Genomic DNA, 16,363 nt, shown 5'->3' with positions numbered 1-16,363 from the left:
AGGATGGCCGCAGGCGATTTGTCAGCTCCTCTCCAGATGCGACCGCTCTGTCGCAAGCAGGGTGAGAGCTAAATCCGGTTATTCTCCGCCGCGATCCCCAGCCGCCGGACGATCTCGGCGCCCACGGCGCGGGCCTCGAGCCGCGAGCCGATGCGGGGGCTGCGGAAGCGCCGCCCGGAGTGCAACCGGATCACGACGATGCAGTGCTCGTCCTCGGATCGGCCGCGGCGCTCGACCGTGATCGCCTTCACGTCGCCGCCCTCGATATGGTCGGCGCGCGGCGTGCCGTCGCCCCACAGGCGTTCGACGCGAATATCCCGTTGCCGGATGATCCAGAAAGCGCCGGTCACGAGATTGGCGTATCTGTGCACGGCGAACGCGGCGATCGCGCCAACCGGCAGCAGCATGATGTCGATCGGTCCGGGCGGCAGTCCGCGCCAGAGTTTGTAGGCGTAGGGAACGGCGCACAGTGCGACAGCGATCAACGCCACGATGCGGATGTCGCGCGCGGAAAACGGCTCGAGGGGTTCGCCGAGATGCATCTCGGGATTGCTGGCATCGAGTGGATTGCTAGGTGCCTCGACGTTGGGAACGCCGAATTGCGCGGCGATCTGGGCCACGGTATCGCGCACATGCGTGACGTCGGAGATCGGTGGGGACGTTAGGCGTTCCCCGGAGGCCAGCGTGAAGGCCAGCTGGAAGCGGGCTTTCGCCCTCTTACTGCCGGGAACCTGCAATTCCCTGATGTCGTCCTTCGGGACGACCCGCGTGCGGAGCTTTCCGAAAGGACGCTGTTGCCCGATCAGGATCTCGTTCGGTGTGATGATCCACACCACCGCCGGCGCCAGCATAATCCCGCAGACGAATGCCGCGCCCAGGAGGAGAGCGGCCACCGAGATGGTCACTTCCAGTGCGTCGTGCGTGAACAGGCCCGGCGTGAAGCACAGCGCAACCGCGGCCGCAGAGCCGGCCATGATCAGCCGCTGCGCGATCGAGGAGCCTTCACGAAGGCGGATGTCGGTGCTGGTGGTCGCGTCCATCGCGGGCGGCTGATTCCGGGGCTGCGAAACTCCACGGACGGCTCCGTGGAGTCAAGCAACAAGGACGACAGATGAAGCCGGCGGGGCGATGCCGGCGCGGCAGCTGTTCACGTTCAGGAGCCGCGCCACCGTCTGGTCGTAGCTGCCTTCGCCTTCGTGCTGGAACACGATCTTGCCGGTCTGGTCGATGATGTACTGCGCCGGCCAATATCGGTTGCGGTAGGCGTTCCAGGTCTTGGAATCGTTGTCCTGCGCCACCGGATAGGTGATGCCGTGGCGTTTCAGCGCAGCCTGCACGTTGGAGGCGGAACGCTCGAACGGGAATTCCGGCGTGTGCACGCCGACAACGATAAGGCCTTTGTCCTTGTACTTGGCGTAGAGGTCGGTGACGTGCGGCAGCGTGTTGACGCAGTTGACGCAGCCATAGGTCCAGAAGTCGACCAGCACGACCTTGCCGCGCAGCTCGGCCATGCTCAGCGGTTTCGAGTTGAACCAGGTGTTGATGCCGGTGAAGTCGGGCGCGGTCTGCTGGCTCGCGGCCGCGGTGACGACGGGCGCAGCGCGTGCGGCCTCGTCGCAGATGCCGGGGATGACGGCGCCTGATATGGTCATGCTGATCAGGGCGGTGGCCACAGCGAGCAGTTTGAAAGTCATGAACGAGTCCTCCGGTTGAGATGCGCGATGATCACAGGCCGATCTGGCCGGTGGGATAGAAGCCGGTAAGCCACGCCACGATCAGCGTGTCGTATTGAAAATAGGCCGCAACCGCGAAGGCGTCACAACGATGCCAAAGCCCTGCTGCAGCCGCGGCGAGATGCGGGCGAGGCTGCGCACCCGCGTGCTGGCGGCCTGGCCGCCATAGGCGATGGCCAGCATCGGGATCGCCGCGCCGATGGCGTAGGCGACCAGCAGCGTGCCGGCCCAGGTCAGATTCTTGGAGGTCGCAACCAGCGTCAGGATCGAGCCGAGCACCGGACCGGCGCAGGGCGTCCAGACCAGGCCGGGCGTGGTGCCGAGCACGAGCCCACCCAGTGCGCCCTCGCGCTGGATGGCGCTAGAGCTGCCGAGATCGAGCCAGCCATTGAGCCGGATCGACAGCCATTCGAACGGCGTCGGCCACAGCATCAACAGGCCGAAGCCGAGCAGCAGGATGGACGCGGCCTCACGCAACACGTTCGGATCGAAATCGAACAGCCGCGTGATTGCTCCGAGCAGCAGCGCGGTGGCCGAGAACGACATGACGAAGCCGAGCGCGATCATGGCGGGGCGCAAGTGCCCCGCGCGCCCGATCGAGGCGCCGAGCAGGATCGGCAGCATCGGCAGCGTGCACGGCGCGGCGATAGTCAGGATTCCGGCAAGGACGGCGAAGAGAAGTTCGAGCATGGAGCCACTCGTGCATGAGGTCACGAGGGCTGTTCGGGATGGATGTGTCAGACGTTACGCAGCGTCACGCCTCGTGACGAGCGAGCTGCGTACCACGACGGCGGTGCGCCCCCTCTCCCGCAAGCGGGAGAGGCGGGAGCGCGCGGCACGAGTCTAGCCCCAAACACAAAACGACCCGGAGGGGGGCATCCCGTCCGGGTCGCTGGAGGTCCTTGGGAGGTTTAAGCAAAACCGTATGTCAGTTTTATAGGAGGGAAGTTTTTCCGCCTGATGTTGTGCTTTGTTTCAATTGTTTCGTCGGCGGTAACACTTCCGTGTCCGGGGATGGGGCCAAAGGAGCGGTCCTATCCCATTGAATCCATTGAGCTTAGGCGGCGAAACGATCCACGCCGGCGCCCTTAAGCAAATCGGCCAGTTGTTTGCGGGCGTAGAACATCCGCGTCTTCACCGTGCTCTGCGGGATGCCGATGATCTGGCCGACCTCCTCCACCGACTTCTCGTGGTAGTAGACGAGATTGATGATCTCGCGGTGGGCGGGCGACAGCTTCTGCACGCAGGCGCGGAGGATGGCGCTGGTATCGTTGCGATCGAGCGAGGTCTCGGGCGTCTCGGCATCGTCGGGGATCTGGCGCACGTCCTCCTGGTCGATGTCCTCGAAGCGCCGCTGGCGCATCGCGGTCAGCGCCTTGAAGCGGGCGATCGAGAGCAGCCAGGTCGAGACCTGCGAGCGGCCTTGGAACTGGCCTGCGGTCCGCCACACGTCCAGAAACACCTGACTGACCAGATCTTCCGCCGTGGTGGCATCGCGCACGATGCGCAGGATGAAGCGGTACACCCGAACGTTATGGCGGCAGTACAGCATGTGCATGGCCGTCCGGTTGCCGTCGGCGATGCTTTCGAGAAGCATATCGTCCGAAGTCGCCTGAACGGCAATGATGCTGTGGCTGGCTTGGGCGTTGATGGCAATGACGTTCGGCATGGACTTAGCTCCCCGTAGCGCCGCAACCGAGCGGCGTTTCCTTAAGCCGGAGTGTTAATGAGCCAACGTTTCGGGACGTCTGCACGAAAAGGAGAAAATGGTTTCGTGCGCCGCCAAATTGTTTCTTCGGAAGGGGTGCGACGAAACATTCGGGGCAAAAAATCGTGGAATTTCAATGTGCGGAAAATACGGGATAGGGGGGTAAAGCCGGGCGTACGCGCCGGGAACGGATTTCCGGCCCTTGCGTTTGGTGCGCCAAACACTCTCCTGTCGTCCCGGGTTCGCTTCGCGCCTAAGGGCGCGCTTGTCCGGGACGACAACTTTATTTGCCGCGCGATTTACGCCTTCTCGCCGGCCGGCGAGAACAGATAGCCGCCGCCGCGGATGGTGCGGATCACGGCGGGTTTTGCCGGGTCGGGCTCGATCTTGCGGCGGATGCGCATGATGCGCAGGTCGACCGCGCGGTCGAAGGCCTCGGCGTCGCGCGCGTTGGCGAGCTCCAGCAGGCGCTCGCGCGACAGCACGCGTTTCGGATTGGCCGCGAACACTTTGAGCAGCCCGAACTCGGAGGCGGTCAGCGGATGCTCGTTGCCCTCGTCGTCGCGCAAGGCCTGCGCTTCGAGATCGAGCCATTTGGTGCCGAAGCGCACCAATTGGTCCTTGTCGGACTTTGCGGCCGCGGCGTCCGGCGCGGCAGCCTTGGCCGGCCCGCTTCGCCGCAGCACCGAACGGATGCGCGCCATCAGCTCGCGCAGCTCGCACGGTTTTGCCACGTAATCATCGGCGCCGAGCTCGAGCCCGACGACGCGGTCGATCGGGCTCGCGGTCGCCGTCAGCATGATCACGGGCACGTTGATGCGGCTCTTGAGATCGCGGATGATCGAGAGCCCGTCTTCCTCGGGCATGTTGAGGTCGAGTACGACGAGGTCGGGCATGCTGCCCTGGATCGCGGCGCGCAAGGACTTGCCGCCGTCGCACAGCGTCACGGTGAAGCCGTGCATCTTGAGGTAATCGCCGACCATCTCCCGGGCCGGGGCCTCGTCGTCGACGATCATGATGTGCTGGCTTTGGGTCATGGTCTTGAGATCACGGCATTTCGGTCGCGGGGAGGGTGATGGTGAAGGTCGAGCCCTTGCCAGGGCCGTCGCTGTTGGCGGTCACCTCGCCGCCATGCATGTCGATAATGCGCTTGACGATGGACAACCCAAGCCCCGTCGAGCTCTCGCCGGCGGTCGGCTTTGCGGACAGGCGCTGGAACCGACCGAACAAGCGGCCGAGATCCTCCGGCGACAGGCCGGCACCCTCGTCGCTGACCCGGACGGTGGTTTCGGTACCCTCATGGGTCACGGCGACGGTGATCTTGCCGCCGATCGGCGAGTATTTGATGGCGTTGCTGATGAGGTTGTCGATCGCCTCGCGGATGCGGTCGGTATCGCACATGGTGACGATGTTGGGCGGCGCGGCGACGCTGATCGTCTGCTGCTTGTTGACGGCGAGCGGCTGGTTGGCATCGGCGACCTCCTTGACCAGGGCCGCGACGTCGACCGGCTCGCGGCGAATGGTGATGTCGAAAGCATCGGCCATCGCGTCCGAAATCAGGTGATCGACCATCGTGGTCAGCCGCTTGGTGGCATCACGGATGTGATCGACCTGAGCAACCACGCCGCTTTCCGATGCGCCGGTCGAGATCAGCTCCTTCAGCATCTCGGTGCGGCCGAGGATGACGCCGAGCGGATTCTTCAGATCGTGCGCGACGGTGCCCAAAATCTCGTTCTTGAAGCCGTTGGCGCGCTGGAGCCGCAGCCATTGCGCGGACAGGCGGCGGTTGGCCTGCATCAGCGCGCGGGTGCGCTGGGCGACGCGATCCTCCAGCTGCGTGTTGGCGTCCTGAAGCTGCTGATAGAGGATCACATTGTCGAAGGCGATCGAGAGCCGGCTGGAGAAGATCTCGACCAGCGAACGGTCGGTCTCGGACAGTTCGCGCTCGGCCTGGAGCAGCACCACCACCTCGCGGCCGCTGCCGGTGCGCAAGTAGATCACGCTGCGGTGGTCGGCGAATTCGTTCTTGCGGCGCTGGAACGCGGCTTCCACCATCTCGCGCAGATCGGGATCAAGCGCCTTCGATGTCGTGCTGCCGATGAAGCGGCTGTAGCAGCCGCTGCCGGCGAGCACCGAGAGCTCGGGGTCGATGCCGCCATTGTCGCGCAAGACCAGGATGCCGGCGCAGTCGACGTTGAGCAGCGAGGCGAGCTGGGTCAGCACGCCCTCGGCGAGCCGCTGCATCGACTTGAAGTCGTACAGCGTCGAGGCGGCGTCGATGATGATCTCGAGCCCGCGCCGCGTCTGCACCATGCGCTCGAGCTGCTGATAGGAGCGCAGCGCCGCGGTCAGCGAGGTAAACAGCTTGTCGGCGGTGAGCTCGGTCTTGGCCTTGTAGTCGTTGATGTCGTACTGCACGATCACCCGCCGCTCGGGCGCCTGGCCGGGCTGCCCGGTGCGCAGGATGATGCGGACAGTCTCGTTCTTGATCTCGTTGCGGATGAATTCGACGAGCTCGAGGCCTGCGACGTCGGTCTCCATGATGACGTCGAGCAGCACGGCGGCGATGTCGCCGTGCTCGGCCATCAGCTTGCGACCTTCTGCCGCGGAATAGGCCGACAGGATCTCCAGGCGCTGGCCGTTGAGGCTGTAGTCGGACAGCGCGAAACGGGTGCCGTCATGCACGGCCGGATCGTCGTCGATGACGGCGATCTTCCATTTCCGGGTGTTGGCATCCTCCGACGCGGTACCGGTGTCGTCGATCAGGTGGAGGACATCGTCCTGTTCGGCCATTGAGAAGTCCCGTCACTTTCTGTGCTTTGCGCGCCGCCCTTGGCAATGCGCGGCATGATAATGCGAAATGTAGTGCCTTGTCCCAGCTTGGATTCCAGCATCATGCGGCCGCCGAGCTGCTGGGTGACGAGGTTATAGACGATATGGAGGCCAAGTCCCGTGCCGCCTTCATTGCGCCGGGTGGTAAAGAAAGGGTCAAAGGCCTGGCGCTGCACGTCGGGGGTCATGCCGGCGCCGTCATCGGTGAAGCTGATCTCGATGTCGTCGGTCCCGCGCGGCCGCGCCGAGATGATGATGGTGCCGGCACGTCCGTCGGCGAAGGCGTGGTTGGCGGCATTGAGGAACAGGTTGGTCAGAATCTGGCCGTAGGAGCCGGGATAGCCGTCGAGCAGGAGCCCTTCGGGCACGTCGACCTGAAGCGTGATCGGCGAGCGCTTCAGCACCGGGCGCAAGCTGGCGATGATCTGCTCGGTGGCCTCGCTGAGCGAGAACTGCCGACGCTCGGCATGGGAGCGGTCGACCGCGACCTGCTTGAACGACTGGATCAGCTCGCCGGCGCGCTGGAGGTTGGCAACCAGCTGCTGCGAGGCCTCGCGCGAGGACTGCACGAATTCTTCCAGCTGCGAGCGGCGCAGGCCCCCATCGCCCTTGAGCTGCGCCTCGAAGATCTCGCTTCGCCGGGCAAAGCTCGAAGCGACCGTCAGGCTGATGCCGATCGGATTGTTGACCTCGTGGGCGACGCCGGCAACCAAGCCGCCGAGCGCGGCGAGGCGCTCGGCGTCGATCAGATTCTGCTGTGCGGTGTTGAGCTCGAGCAGCGCACTCTCGGCTTTTTCCTTCGACGCGCGCAGCTCGTCCTCGGTCTGGCGCTTGGCGATGGCGTTCTCGCGGAACACTTCCACGGCGCGCGCCATCGCGCCGACCTCGTCGCGTGCCTTGGTGCCCTGCACCTCGCGGCCGAGGTCGCCGAGCGTGATCGCGCGCATCGCCGTCATGAGCTGCTGGAGCGGCAGGCGGATCGACAGCGCGATCAAGACGCCGGCGGCGAGGATGATGCCGAGGAAGATCACCGCAACGGAGAGTACGCGGCGAGAGATGTCGGCCAGCGTGCGGTCGAAAGTCTCCTGCGCCTTCTGCTCGCGGTGGCGCATCTTGGTCGAGAGGTCGTCGATGGCGCCGATCGCCTCGGCTTGGCTGGCGTCGATGGTGTTGCGCAACAGCTCGGTGCGGCTCGCCAGCTGCTCGGACAGTTTTGCAAAGCCCTCGCGCAAGGACGCGGTGCGGTCCGCGAGCCGCCGCAAGGCCATGCGCTGGAGGTCGTTGTCGGCGAGGTCGATCATGACCGGGATGGTCTTCTCGATCGTCTCGGTGTTGCGCCGCGCGTCGTCGGCCGCGCCTGACGACAGCGACAGATAGTACGAATTGGCCGCGACCAGCATCGCGGTGAAAGCCTCGCGGGATTTTCCGAGCGAGGGCCAGATCAGCGCGTCGCGATGGCCGGTGGCGCCTTCGATGATGGAATAGAGCCCGGCCATGTCCCTGGCCGGACCCTGCACCTGCTCCTCATAGGTCTTGGCGATGGTGGCTTGCACGCTGCGCAGCTCGCCAAAGCCGTTGAGGAAGCGGTCGGTGGTGCGCTCGAGCTCCTCGACCGAGCCTGACAGCATCGGGTCCTTGGTGGCGCGGCCCGTCAGCGTGCCCAGCACCGCCTCGCGCAGCAGCAGGATCTCGGCGAACAGGTCCGGGCTCGGCTGGTTGATGTAGCGGTGGATCAGGTTTTGCAGCCGCCCGGTCTCGCTTTCGAGCAGCGCCAGGATCCGGTCGGACTCGCGCACCTGGCGCACGTCGTCCCAGGCCGAGCCCAGCACTTGCACGCCGTTCCAGATCATCGCGACCAGCACCACCACCACGGCGGAGTTCAGCGCCGCGATTGACAGGATGCGCCAGCGGATCGGCACCGCCCGGAGCGCGGCGACGATGCGCGCGCGCACCCGTCCGAGCGGGCCGGGCGGCCTCTCTGCGGTCTCGCTGTGTCCGAGCCCAGCCAAGAAGCTCTACTCCACCTTGCGAATGCGTTCGATCAGCGCGGCCGCGGCCGGATCACGCCCAGCCTTGGCATAGATTGGGGCCATCGCCTCCTCGAACGGCTTGCGGTCGACGTCCTTGATGACCGTGACGCCCGCGTCCTGGGCCTTGCGCTGCGACTGCTCCTCGAGATCGCGCCATTTCTCGCGCATGAAGCGGCCAGAGCGCTGCGCGGCCTCCCTGAAGATCACCTGCTCCTCCGCCGAGAGGCTCTTCCAGGCCTTCAGCGAGATCACCAGCACTTCCGGGCTCATCGTGTGCTCGGTGAGCGTGTAATGGCCGGCGTGTTTGTAATGGTCTGTCGTCACGAAGGATGGCCAGTTGTTTTCGGCGCCGTCGATCAGGTGGTTGGCAAGCCCGGTGAGCACCTGCCCGTAAGGCAGCTCGACCGCTTCGGCGCCGAGCGCGCGCATCATCTGGCTCATCAACTCCGACTGCTGTACCCGGATCCGCATTCCCTTGAGATCGGCGACGCTTCGGACCGGGCGGAGAGCGTTGTAGATCGACCGCGCGCCGGAATCGTAGAAGGCGAGCCCGACGAACCCATAGGGCTCGAAGCTGCCGAGGATCTCGCTGCCGATCGGCCCGTCCAGCACCTTCTGCATGTGCTCGATGGACCGAAACAGGAACGGCATGGCCAGCACATTCATCGCCGGAACGAAATTGCCGATCAGCGCCACGTTGGTCCGGTTGAGGTCGATCGCGCCAGCGCGGGTCTGCTCGATGGTCTCCTTTTCCTCACCGAGCTGGCGGGAGTGGAACACCTTGATCTCGTGCCGGCCGCCGGTGCGCTCGGCGATCAGCGTCCCCATGTAGCGCAGCGCCTGGACGGTCGGGTAATCCTCGGTCTGGGTATCGGCGGCGCGAAATTCGCGCGCAACGGCGTCCGTTGCACAGACGGCAAGCAGAAGCGCGACGAAGATCACCCCGGTCCGCGAGAGTTCGGCACGGCTCAGCACTGGCACACTCAACCCCTCAGTGGTGCAGTCTGTGGCGGAAGGAAAAGGTTCAACGCAATCTAGCAGATGGTAAAGGGAAGGCCATCCCGCTCCGGGCGGTGGGCCGATTGTGCGGCGCGGCCGCCGCGCATTCCCGGTTGAAACTGCCAATGCCGCGCCTTAAGCAGGGCAGCCGCCTTTTGTCGCGCGCGCCGGGAAGAGCCATCGTGATTTCAGCATTGCGCTTTTTGCAGGTCGCCGCCGTCTTTGCGGCTGTCGCCTGGGCCACTCCGGTGCGTGCCGCCACGGACATCGCGCTGTGGCACGCGATGTCCGGCGAGCTCGGCCGGCAGCTCGACAAGCTTGCCGCTGACTTCAACGCTTCGCAATCCGATTACCGGATCGTGCCTGCGTACAAGGGCAATTACACCGAAACGGTGACGGCGGCGATCTTCGCCTTCCGCTCGCGCAGCCAGCCCGCGATCGTCCAGGTCAATGAGGTCGCCACCGCCACCATGACCGCAGCGAAGGGCGCGATCTATCCGGTGTTCAGCCTGATGCGGGACCAGGGCGAGCCGTTCTCGCTGAGCGATTACCTCCCCGCCGTCTCCGGCTATTACACCGATGCAGCCGGCAATCTGTTGTCATTCCCGTTCAATTCTTCGACGCCGATCCTCTACTACAACAAGACCATGTTCCGGGATGCGGGCCTCGATCCGGAAACGCCGCCGAAGACCTGGCCGGAATTGGGACTAGCTGCAAAGCGCCTGCGCGAGCGCGGTGCTCCTTGCGGCTTCACCACGTCCTGGCCGTCCTGGATCCATGTCGAGAATTTCTCCGCCTTTCACAATCTGCCGCTGGCGACGCGGGCGAACGGCTTTGCCGGGCTGGATGCGGAATTGACCATCAACAATCCGTCTCTCGTGCATCACATCGCAGTGCTCAGCGAGTGGCGGAAGACCAAGCTGTTCGACTACAGCGGCCGCGGACAAGCGGCCGAGCCGCGTTTCCAGAACGGCGAATGCGGCATCTTCATCGGCTCCTCGGCAACGCGGGCCGACATCAAGGCGAATTCGAAGTTCGAGATCGGCTACGGCATGATGCCGTACTGGCCCGACGTGAACGGCGCGCCGCAGAATTCGATCATCGGCGGTGCCACGCTCTGGGTGCTGCGCGACCGGCCGCGCGAGGAATACAAGGGCGTGGCGCGGTTCTTCGCCTATCTGTCGCAGCCCGGCGTGCAGGCCGCCTGGCATCAGAACACCGGCTATCTGCCGATCACCCGCGCCGCCTTCGAGCTGACGCGGGCGCAGGGATTCTACGAGCGCAATCCCGGCTCGGCGATCTCGTTCGAGCAGATCACGCTGCATCCGCCGACGGAGAACTCCAAGGGCGTCCGGCTTGGCTCCTTCATTCTGATCCGCGGCGTGATCGAGGACGAGCTGGAGCAGGCTTTCTCCGGCCACAAGAGCGCGCAAGCCGCGCTGGATTCGGCAGTCGAGCGCGGTAACAAGCTCTTGCGCCAGTTCGAGCGTGCCAGCCCGGAGCGGTAGGCACCTCGGTGCCGTCGCAAAGAAGGTGCGCTCCCTCCCCCGCCTGCGGGGGAGGGCAGGGGAGAGGGTTGACTCCGCAACGGGACAATCCCCTAGAGGAGAAAACCCTCACCCGACGCTTCGCGTCGACCTCTCCCGCAAGCGGGAGAGGTGCACCGCCTGCTCGGTTTGCACTGAGTCAATCAAGCTTCTCTTGCTGAGTGAATGCGGATGACCAAAGGTCCGTCGCAACAGCTGCCTCACCTCACCGATGCCGCAAGCTTCCGCGCCTTCCGCTCCGCGTCCGCGCAATGGCTGCCGATCGCGCTCGACATCGCCCGCAGCCACGGCCTCGATGCCGGCTCGCCGCAGGTATTTGCGACCGGAACCAATCTCGTGGTCGGCCTCGGCGACACGCTGATCCTGAAGATCTTCCCGCCGCTGCTCGCAGCGCAGTTCGCCTCGGAGCGCGCCTCGCTGACGCAGCTCGCCGGCCGTCTGCACCTGCCGATCCCCGAGATCGTCGCGGACGGGATGCGCGACGGCTGGCCCTATCTCGTCATCACGCGGCTTGCCGGCACGCTGGGCTCGGAGGTCTGGCCCTCACTGCCGGAGCGGCAGAAGGAGCGTCTGCTGCGCCAGATCGGAGAGATCATCGCCTCCGTGCAGCGCGTTCCGCTAGGGGAGCTCGCGTCCATCGAGCCGCGCTGGGACGCGTTCATGCACGCCCAGATGCAGGGCTGTAAGGCGCGGCACACGCGCCTCGGTCTCGCGCCGAAATTCCTCGCCGGCCTCGACGATCTCCTGCGCGATGCGGCAAAACTCATTCCAATGGATGCGCCGCCGGTGATCCTGATCGGCGAATACATTCCGGAGAATTTTCTGCTCGCCTGTGATGACGGCCAATGGTCGCTCGCCGGCCTGTTTGACTTCGGCGACGTCCTGACGGGGTGGCGCGATTACGATTTGCTCGGGCCCAGCGCTTTCATGGCGGCGGGACGGCCGGGCAGGGTGCGCAGCCTGCTCGACGGCTTTGGCTATGCAAAGCTCGACTTCGCGCTCAAGCGGCGCCTGATGGCGCTGATGCTGCTGCACCGGGCCAGCGACCTCAACAGCCACATCTGTGTCGAAGGCTGGCAGGAGAGGGCGAATGATCTGGTCGAATTGCAGGAGCTGATCTGGCCTGGGTGATCCCGCCCCACAGTCCGGGGCGCTGCGGAGCGGCAAGCCCGGAATCATTGTCCCGCGCATTCTGCGGCTGGATGGATTCCGGGCTCGATGCTGCGCATCGCCCTGGAATGACGGCCAATCCTCATCGCTTCAGCAGGTCGCCACGCTACCTGCTCAAGGGATTCTGCTATCGCCTCTGAATGGGCCTCTGCGCTCCGGCTTAATATTTAGGCAATTTCCTGTCCTTGTATGCAGAAGAGGAGCGTGCCGCATCGGCTGTGAAAGGCCTCCTGCCTTCATTTTCGTGGAATACCAATGTCTTAGGATCAGGCTAAGCCTCCATTAAGCCTTGGCACGAACCTTGCGAATCCGGCTCCAACCAAAAACTTTGTGTTGGAGCGATTTCATGAAGCGCCGCGATTTCCTCAAGTCCGTTTCCGGATTGGCCGCTGGCGCGGCGCTCCCGGCCATGCCCTCGATGATCTCCTCGGCCGAAGCCGATGCGCGCTCCGAGACGCTGCTGATCGTCTCCGAGGGCGGCCCCAACAATCTCGACATCCACGGCGTCGGCACCAACGTGCCCGGCTATGAGGTGTCCTGGAATTGCTACGACCGCCTGATCAGCCACGAGATGAAGAGCGGTCCCGGCGGCGTGCCTTATTACGACCGCGACAAGTTCAAGGGCGAGCTCGCCGAGGACTTCAAGATCGACGACATGTCGGTCACCTTCAAGCTGAAGAAGAACGCCAAATTCCACGACGGGGCGCCGGTCACCGCCAAGGACGTGAAATGGTCGCTCGACCGCGCCGTCAGCGTCGGCGGCTTCCCGACCTTCCAGATGAGCGCGGGCTCGCTGACCAAGCCGGAGCAGTTCGTCGTCATCGACGACCATACGGTGCGCGTCGATTTCCTGAAGAAGGACAAGCTGACGATTCCCGATCTCGCGGTCATCGTGCCCTGCATCGTCAATTCCGAGTTGGTGAAGAAGAACGCCAGCGAGAAGGACCGTTGGGGCCTCGAATTCACCAAGCAGCAGACCGCGGGCTCCGGCGCCTACAAGGTGACGAAGTGGACGGCCGGCACCGAGGTCATCGTGGAGCGCAACGAGGATTGGGTCGGCGGTCCCTTGCCCAAGATCAAGCGCGTGATCTGGCGCATGGTGCCGCAGGCCGGCAACCGCCGGGCCCTGCTCGAGCGCGGCGATGCCGACATCTCCTATGAGCTGCCGTTCAGGGATTTTCAGGAGATGAAGGCGAACGGCAAGCTCAACGTTGTATCGCTGCCGTTCTCCAACGGCATCCAGTATATCGGCATGAACGTCACCAAGCCGCCGTTCGACAATCCCAAGGTGCGGCAGGCCATCGCCTTTGCATTGCCGTACCAGAAGATCATGGAAGCGGTGCTGTTCGGGCTCGGCAATCCCATGTTCGGCGCGCCCAAGGACAAGCCGACCGAAGTCGCCTGGCCGCAGCCGCACAAATTCAACACCGACATGGACAAGGCGAAGGCGCTGCTCAGCGAAGCCGGCTACGCCAACGGTTTCGAGACCACGATCTCATTCGATCTCAACTTCGCCGGCGTCAACGAGCCGCTCTGCGTGCTGGTGCAGGAGAGCCTCGCCCAGCTCGGCATCAAGACCACCATCAACAAGGCGCCCGGCGCCAACTGGCGCACCGAATTGAACAAGAAGGAGATGCCGCTTTTCACCAACGTGTTCTCGGGCTGGCTCGATTACCCCGAATACTTCTTCTACTGGTGCTATCACGGCAACAATTCCGTCTTCAACACCATGAGCTACAAGTCGGCGGAGATGGACAAGCTCATCGACGGCGCGCGCACGGCCGCAGCCACCGGCGACAAGGCAGCCTATGAGGCCGACGTAAAAGGCTTCGTCGATCTCGCCTATTCCGACCTTCCGCGCATCCCGCTGTACCAGCCCTTCGTCAACGTCGCGATGCAGAAGAACATCAGCGGCTACCAGTACTGGTTCCACCGCCGCCTGGATTACCGCGCGATGGCGAAGGGGTGAGGGGGCATGGTCGGCGCGCGCGATATGGTCGCGACTCTGGCTGCGTTTCCGAGTGAGGTGGCCACTGCTCTCTCACTCCCTCCCCCCTTGTGGGGGAGGGGCGGGGAGGGGGGTAGCCACAAACTCCGACCTCTCCCGGAGCCACTCCCCTCCCTAGCCCTCCCCCACAAGGGGGGAGGGAACGCAGTGGAGTGTGCGGCCAGCAGCGCGCGCAACACGCCCAGGAGCACCGCATGCTGACCATGATCGGCAAGCGGTTGATGTTCGCGATCCCCTCGCTGATCGGCGTCGTCATCGTCACCTTCCTGCTGACGCGCGCGCTGCCAGGCGATCCCGCCGCCTACTTCGCCGGCCCCGCCGCGACCAAGGAAGCCGTCGAACAGATCCGCAAGAAGCTCGGCCTCGACAGGCCGCTGATCGAGCAGTTCTTCCGCTACACCAACGATCTCGCTCATGGCGATTTCGGCAACTCGCTGACCACCGGCCAGCCGGTCGCGGCCGAGATCCGCAACCGCCTGCCGGCGTCCGCCGAGCTGACGCTGCTCGGCCTCTTCGTCTCGATCGCCATCGCCATTCCGCTCGGCGTGCTGGCGGCAACGCGGCCGGGATCGTGGATCGACCATCTCTGCCGCGTCACCACCACGGCCGGCGTGTCGCTGCCGGTGTTCTTCACCGGCCTCGTGCTGGTCTATCTCTTCTATTTCCGTCTCGGCTGGTCGCCGGCGCCGCTCGGCCGGCTCGACGTGTTCTACAGCGCGCCGCCGACAGTGACCGGCTTCTACCTGATCGACACGCTGCTCGCGCGCGACATTGAGGCGTTCCGCTCCGCGCTGAGCCAGCTGATCTTGCCCGCGACGACGCTCGCGATCTTCTCGCTGGCGCCGATCGCGCGCATGACGCGCGCCTCGATGCTGGCGGTGCTGGCTTCGGAGTTCGTGCGAACGGCCCGCGCCAGCGGCCTGTCGCCGGGGACCGTCATCGTCACCTACGCCTTCCGCAACGCCATGCTTCCGGTCATCACCACGCTGAGCATGGTGTTCTCGTTCCTCTTGGGTGCCAACGTGCTGGTGGAGAAAGTGTTCGCATGGCCTGGCATCGGCTCCTATGCGGTGGAAGCGCTGATCTCGTCCGACTTCGCGCCGGTGCAGGGTTTCGTGCTGACCATGGCCGTCATGTACGTGCTGCTCAATCTCGTGATCGACATTTTGTACGGCGTGATCGATCCGCGCGTCAGGCTGGAGGGATAGCGCATGAGGTTTGGTGGGATTAAGCTAGCCGCGGGGACGGTCACCTCTCCCGCTTGCGGGAGAGGTCGGCGCGTAGCGCCGGGTGAGGGCTCTTTCCTCTTGGGGAGCCTCAATGAGGAGACACCCCCACCCCAGCCCTCCCCCGCAAGCGGGAGAGGGGGCGCACTTCCTTTGTGGCAACAACCGGATTCGACCGCATCACGATTCTGGGGGACATCATGAGCACCGTTGCACCAGCGGTCGAGCCCGTCGGCCCCGCCCGCACCTCGGGCCTGGTCGCAATCCTCGAACAGACGCGCTATGTGCTCGGCGAGAACAAGGTCACGGGCTTCGCCTTCGCGCTGCTGATTCTGATCCTGGCCGCCGCGATCTTCGGCCCCTATGTCGTGCCGTATGATCCGCTCGCCTCCGATACCGCCGTCGCGCTGAACCCGCCGTCGGCGGCGCACTGGTTCGGCACCGACCAGCTCGGTCGCGACATCTTTAGCCGCGTCATCGTCGCCACGCGGCTCGATGTTTTCATCGCGGTCGCCTCCATCGCGCTGGTGTTCTTGATGGGCGGGCTCGCCGGCATCGCCGGCGGTTATTTCGGCGGCTGGACCGACCGCATCGTCGGCCGCATCGCCGACACGATCATGGCTTTCCCGCTGTTCGTGCTGGCGATGGGCATCGTCGCTGCGCTCGGCAACACCGTGCAGAACATCATCCTCGCCACCGCGATCGTGAACTTCCCACTCTATGCCCGCGTCGCTCGCGCCGAGGCCAATGTCCGCCGCAATGCCGGCTTCGTGCAGGCGGCACGTCTGTCCGGCAACGGCGAATTCCGCATCCTCCTGGTGCACATCCTGCCGAACATCATGCCGATCATGATCGTGCAGATGTCGCTGACCATGGGCTACGCCATCCTCAACGCCGCCGGCCTGTCCTTCATCGGCCTCGGCGTCCGCCCGCCCACCGCCGAATGGGGCATCATGGTCGCCGAAGGTGCGGGCTTCATGGTCTCGGGCGAGTGGTGGATCGCGCTATTCCCCGGCCTTGCTTTGATGATCGCCGTGTTCTGCTTCAACCTCCTCGGCGACGGCCTGCGCGACATCGTCGACCCGCAGCGGAGGACGTGATGGTGGTCGG

The 16,363-nt window shown here is 64.8% G+C and carries 12 protein-coding genes and 1 pseudogene; 5 read left to right on the top strand and 8 right to left on the bottom strand.

Going from position 1 to position 16,363, the window contains the following annotated elements; all coding sequences use genetic code 11:
• Positions 1-68: 68 nt before the first annotated feature.
• The 8 genes and pseudogenes from IVB01_RS06565 to IVB01_RS06530 form a co-directional block, all read right to left on the bottom strand.
• Positions 69-1,040, bottom strand: a complete 972-nt coding sequence (locus IVB01_RS06565) for a hypothetical protein (RefSeq protein ID WP_247281896.1) — start codon at positions 1,038-1,040, stop codon at positions 69-71.
• A 51-nt stretch (positions 1,041-1,091) separates the two neighbouring features.
• Positions 1,092-1,694, bottom strand: coding sequence for a thioredoxin family protein (locus IVB01_RS06560; RefSeq protein WP_247281895.1), 603 nt, complete (start codon positions 1,692-1,694; stop codon positions 1,092-1,094).
• A 31-nt stretch (positions 1,695-1,725) separates the two neighbouring features.
• A pseudogene (locus IVB01_RS06555) lies at positions 1,726-2,423 on the bottom strand (cytochrome c biogenesis CcdA family protein).
• Positions 2,424-2,790: 367 nt separating this feature from the next.
• Positions 2,791-3,402 carry a sigma-70 family RNA polymerase sigma factor gene (locus IVB01_RS06550; protein WP_247281893.1) on the bottom strand — a complete coding sequence of 204 codons (612 nt, stop codon included), beginning with the start codon at positions 3,400-3,402 and terminating at the stop codon, positions 2,791-2,793.
• A gap of 338 nt (positions 3,403-3,740) precedes the next feature.
• Complete coding sequence (locus IVB01_RS06545) at positions 3,741-4,478, bottom strand: response regulator (RefSeq protein WP_247281892.1); 738 nt, start codon at positions 4,476-4,478, stop codon at positions 3,741-3,743.
• Between the two features lie 10 nt (positions 4,479-4,488).
• Positions 4,489-6,234 carry a DUF3369 domain-containing protein gene (locus IVB01_RS06540; RefSeq protein WP_247281891.1) on the bottom strand — a complete coding sequence of 582 codons (1,746 nt, stop codon included), beginning with the start codon at positions 6,232-6,234 and terminating at the stop codon, positions 4,489-4,491.
• Positions 6,204-8,282 carry an ATP-binding protein gene (locus IVB01_RS06535; RefSeq protein ID WP_247281890.1) on the bottom strand — a complete coding sequence of 693 codons (2,079 nt, stop codon included), beginning with the start codon at positions 8,280-8,282 and terminating at the stop codon, positions 6,204-6,206. The genes IVB01_RS06540 and IVB01_RS06535 overlap by 31 nt, the downstream gene beginning before the upstream one ends.
• 6 nt (positions 8,283-8,288) lie before the next feature.
• Positions 8,289-9,284: a TRAP transporter substrate-binding protein gene (locus IVB01_RS06530; protein ID WP_247281889.1), complete on the bottom strand. Its 996-nt coding sequence runs from the start codon at positions 9,282-9,284 to the stop codon at positions 8,289-8,291.
• Positions 9,285-9,427: 143 nt separating this feature from the next.
• Between IVB01_RS06530 and ugpB the strand changes: the two genes are divergently transcribed.
• The 5 genes from ugpB (at position 9,428) to IVB01_RS06505 (ending at position 16,353) form a co-directional block, all read left to right on the top strand.
• Complete coding sequence (gene ugpB / locus IVB01_RS06525; RefSeq protein ID WP_247281888.1) at positions 9,428-10,810, top strand: sn-glycerol-3-phosphate ABC transporter substrate-binding protein UgpB; 1,383 nt, start codon at positions 9,428-9,430, stop codon at positions 10,808-10,810.
• Between the two features lie 210 nt (positions 10,811-11,020).
• Positions 11,021-11,980, top strand: coding sequence for an aminoglycoside 3'-phosphotransferase/choline kinase family protein (locus tag IVB01_RS06520; RefSeq protein ID WP_247281887.1), 960 nt, complete (start codon positions 11,021-11,023; stop codon positions 11,978-11,980).
• 385 nt (positions 11,981-12,365) lie between these two features.
• Positions 12,366-13,988, top strand: a complete 1,623-nt coding sequence (locus tag IVB01_RS06515; RefSeq protein WP_247281886.1) for an ABC transporter substrate-binding protein — start codon at positions 12,366-12,368, stop codon at positions 13,986-13,988.
• 233 nt (positions 13,989-14,221) lie between these two features.
• On the top strand, positions 14,222-15,235 hold the full coding sequence (locus IVB01_RS06510) for an ABC transporter permease (RefSeq protein WP_247281885.1): 1,014 nt from the start codon (positions 14,222-14,224) through the stop codon (positions 15,233-15,235).
• A 218-nt stretch (positions 15,236-15,453) separates the two neighbouring features.
• Entirely contained in the window at positions 15,454-16,353 is a 900-nt protein-coding gene (locus IVB01_RS06505) for an ABC transporter permease (RefSeq protein ID WP_247281884.1), read from the top strand.
• Positions 16,354-16,363: the final 10 nt, after the last annotated feature.

This window comes from Bradyrhizobium sp. 164 (genome assembly GCF_023073715.1).
Taxonomy (GTDB): Bacteria; Pseudomonadota; Alphaproteobacteria; order Rhizobiales; family Xanthobacteraceae; genus Bradyrhizobium.
Note: the sequence above shows the minus strand (reverse complement) of the source record. Positions and strands in the feature narration are given on the sequence as shown.

Coding starts and splice junctions, on each gene's coding strand:
- IVB01_RS06545 (WP_247281892.1), bottom strand. CDS start 4,478: ATGACCCAAAGCCAGCACATCATGATCGTCGACGACGAGGCCCCGGCC.
- IVB01_RS06540 (WP_247281891.1), bottom strand. CDS start 6,234: ATGGCCGAACAGGACGATGTCCTCCACCTGATCGACGACACCGGTACC.
- IVB01_RS06565 (WP_247281896.1), bottom strand. CDS start 1,040: ATGGACGCGACCACCAGCACCGACATCCGCCTTCGTGAAGGCTCCTCG.
- IVB01_RS06505 (WP_247281884.1), top strand. CDS start 15,454: ATGAGCACCGTTGCACCAGCGGTCGAGCCCGTCGGCCCCGCCCGCACC.
- ugpB (WP_247281888.1), top strand. CDS start 9,428: ATGCCGCGCCTTAAGCAGGGCAGCCGCCTTTTGTCGCGCGCGCCGGGA.
- IVB01_RS06515 (WP_247281886.1), top strand. CDS start 12,366: ATGAAGCGCCGCGATTTCCTCAAGTCCGTTTCCGGATTGGCCGCTGGC.
- IVB01_RS06510 (WP_247281885.1), top strand. CDS start 14,222: ATGCTGACCATGATCGGCAAGCGGTTGATGTTCGCGATCCCCTCGCTG.
- IVB01_RS06520 (WP_247281887.1), top strand. CDS start 11,021: ATGACCAAAGGTCCGTCGCAACAGCTGCCTCACCTCACCGATGCCGCA.
- IVB01_RS06550 (WP_247281893.1), bottom strand. CDS start 3,402: ATGCCGAACGTCATTGCCATCAACGCCCAAGCCAGCCACAGCATCATT.
- IVB01_RS06560 (WP_247281895.1), bottom strand. CDS start 1,694: ATGACTTTCAAACTGCTCGCTGTGGCCACCGCCCTGATCAGCATGACC.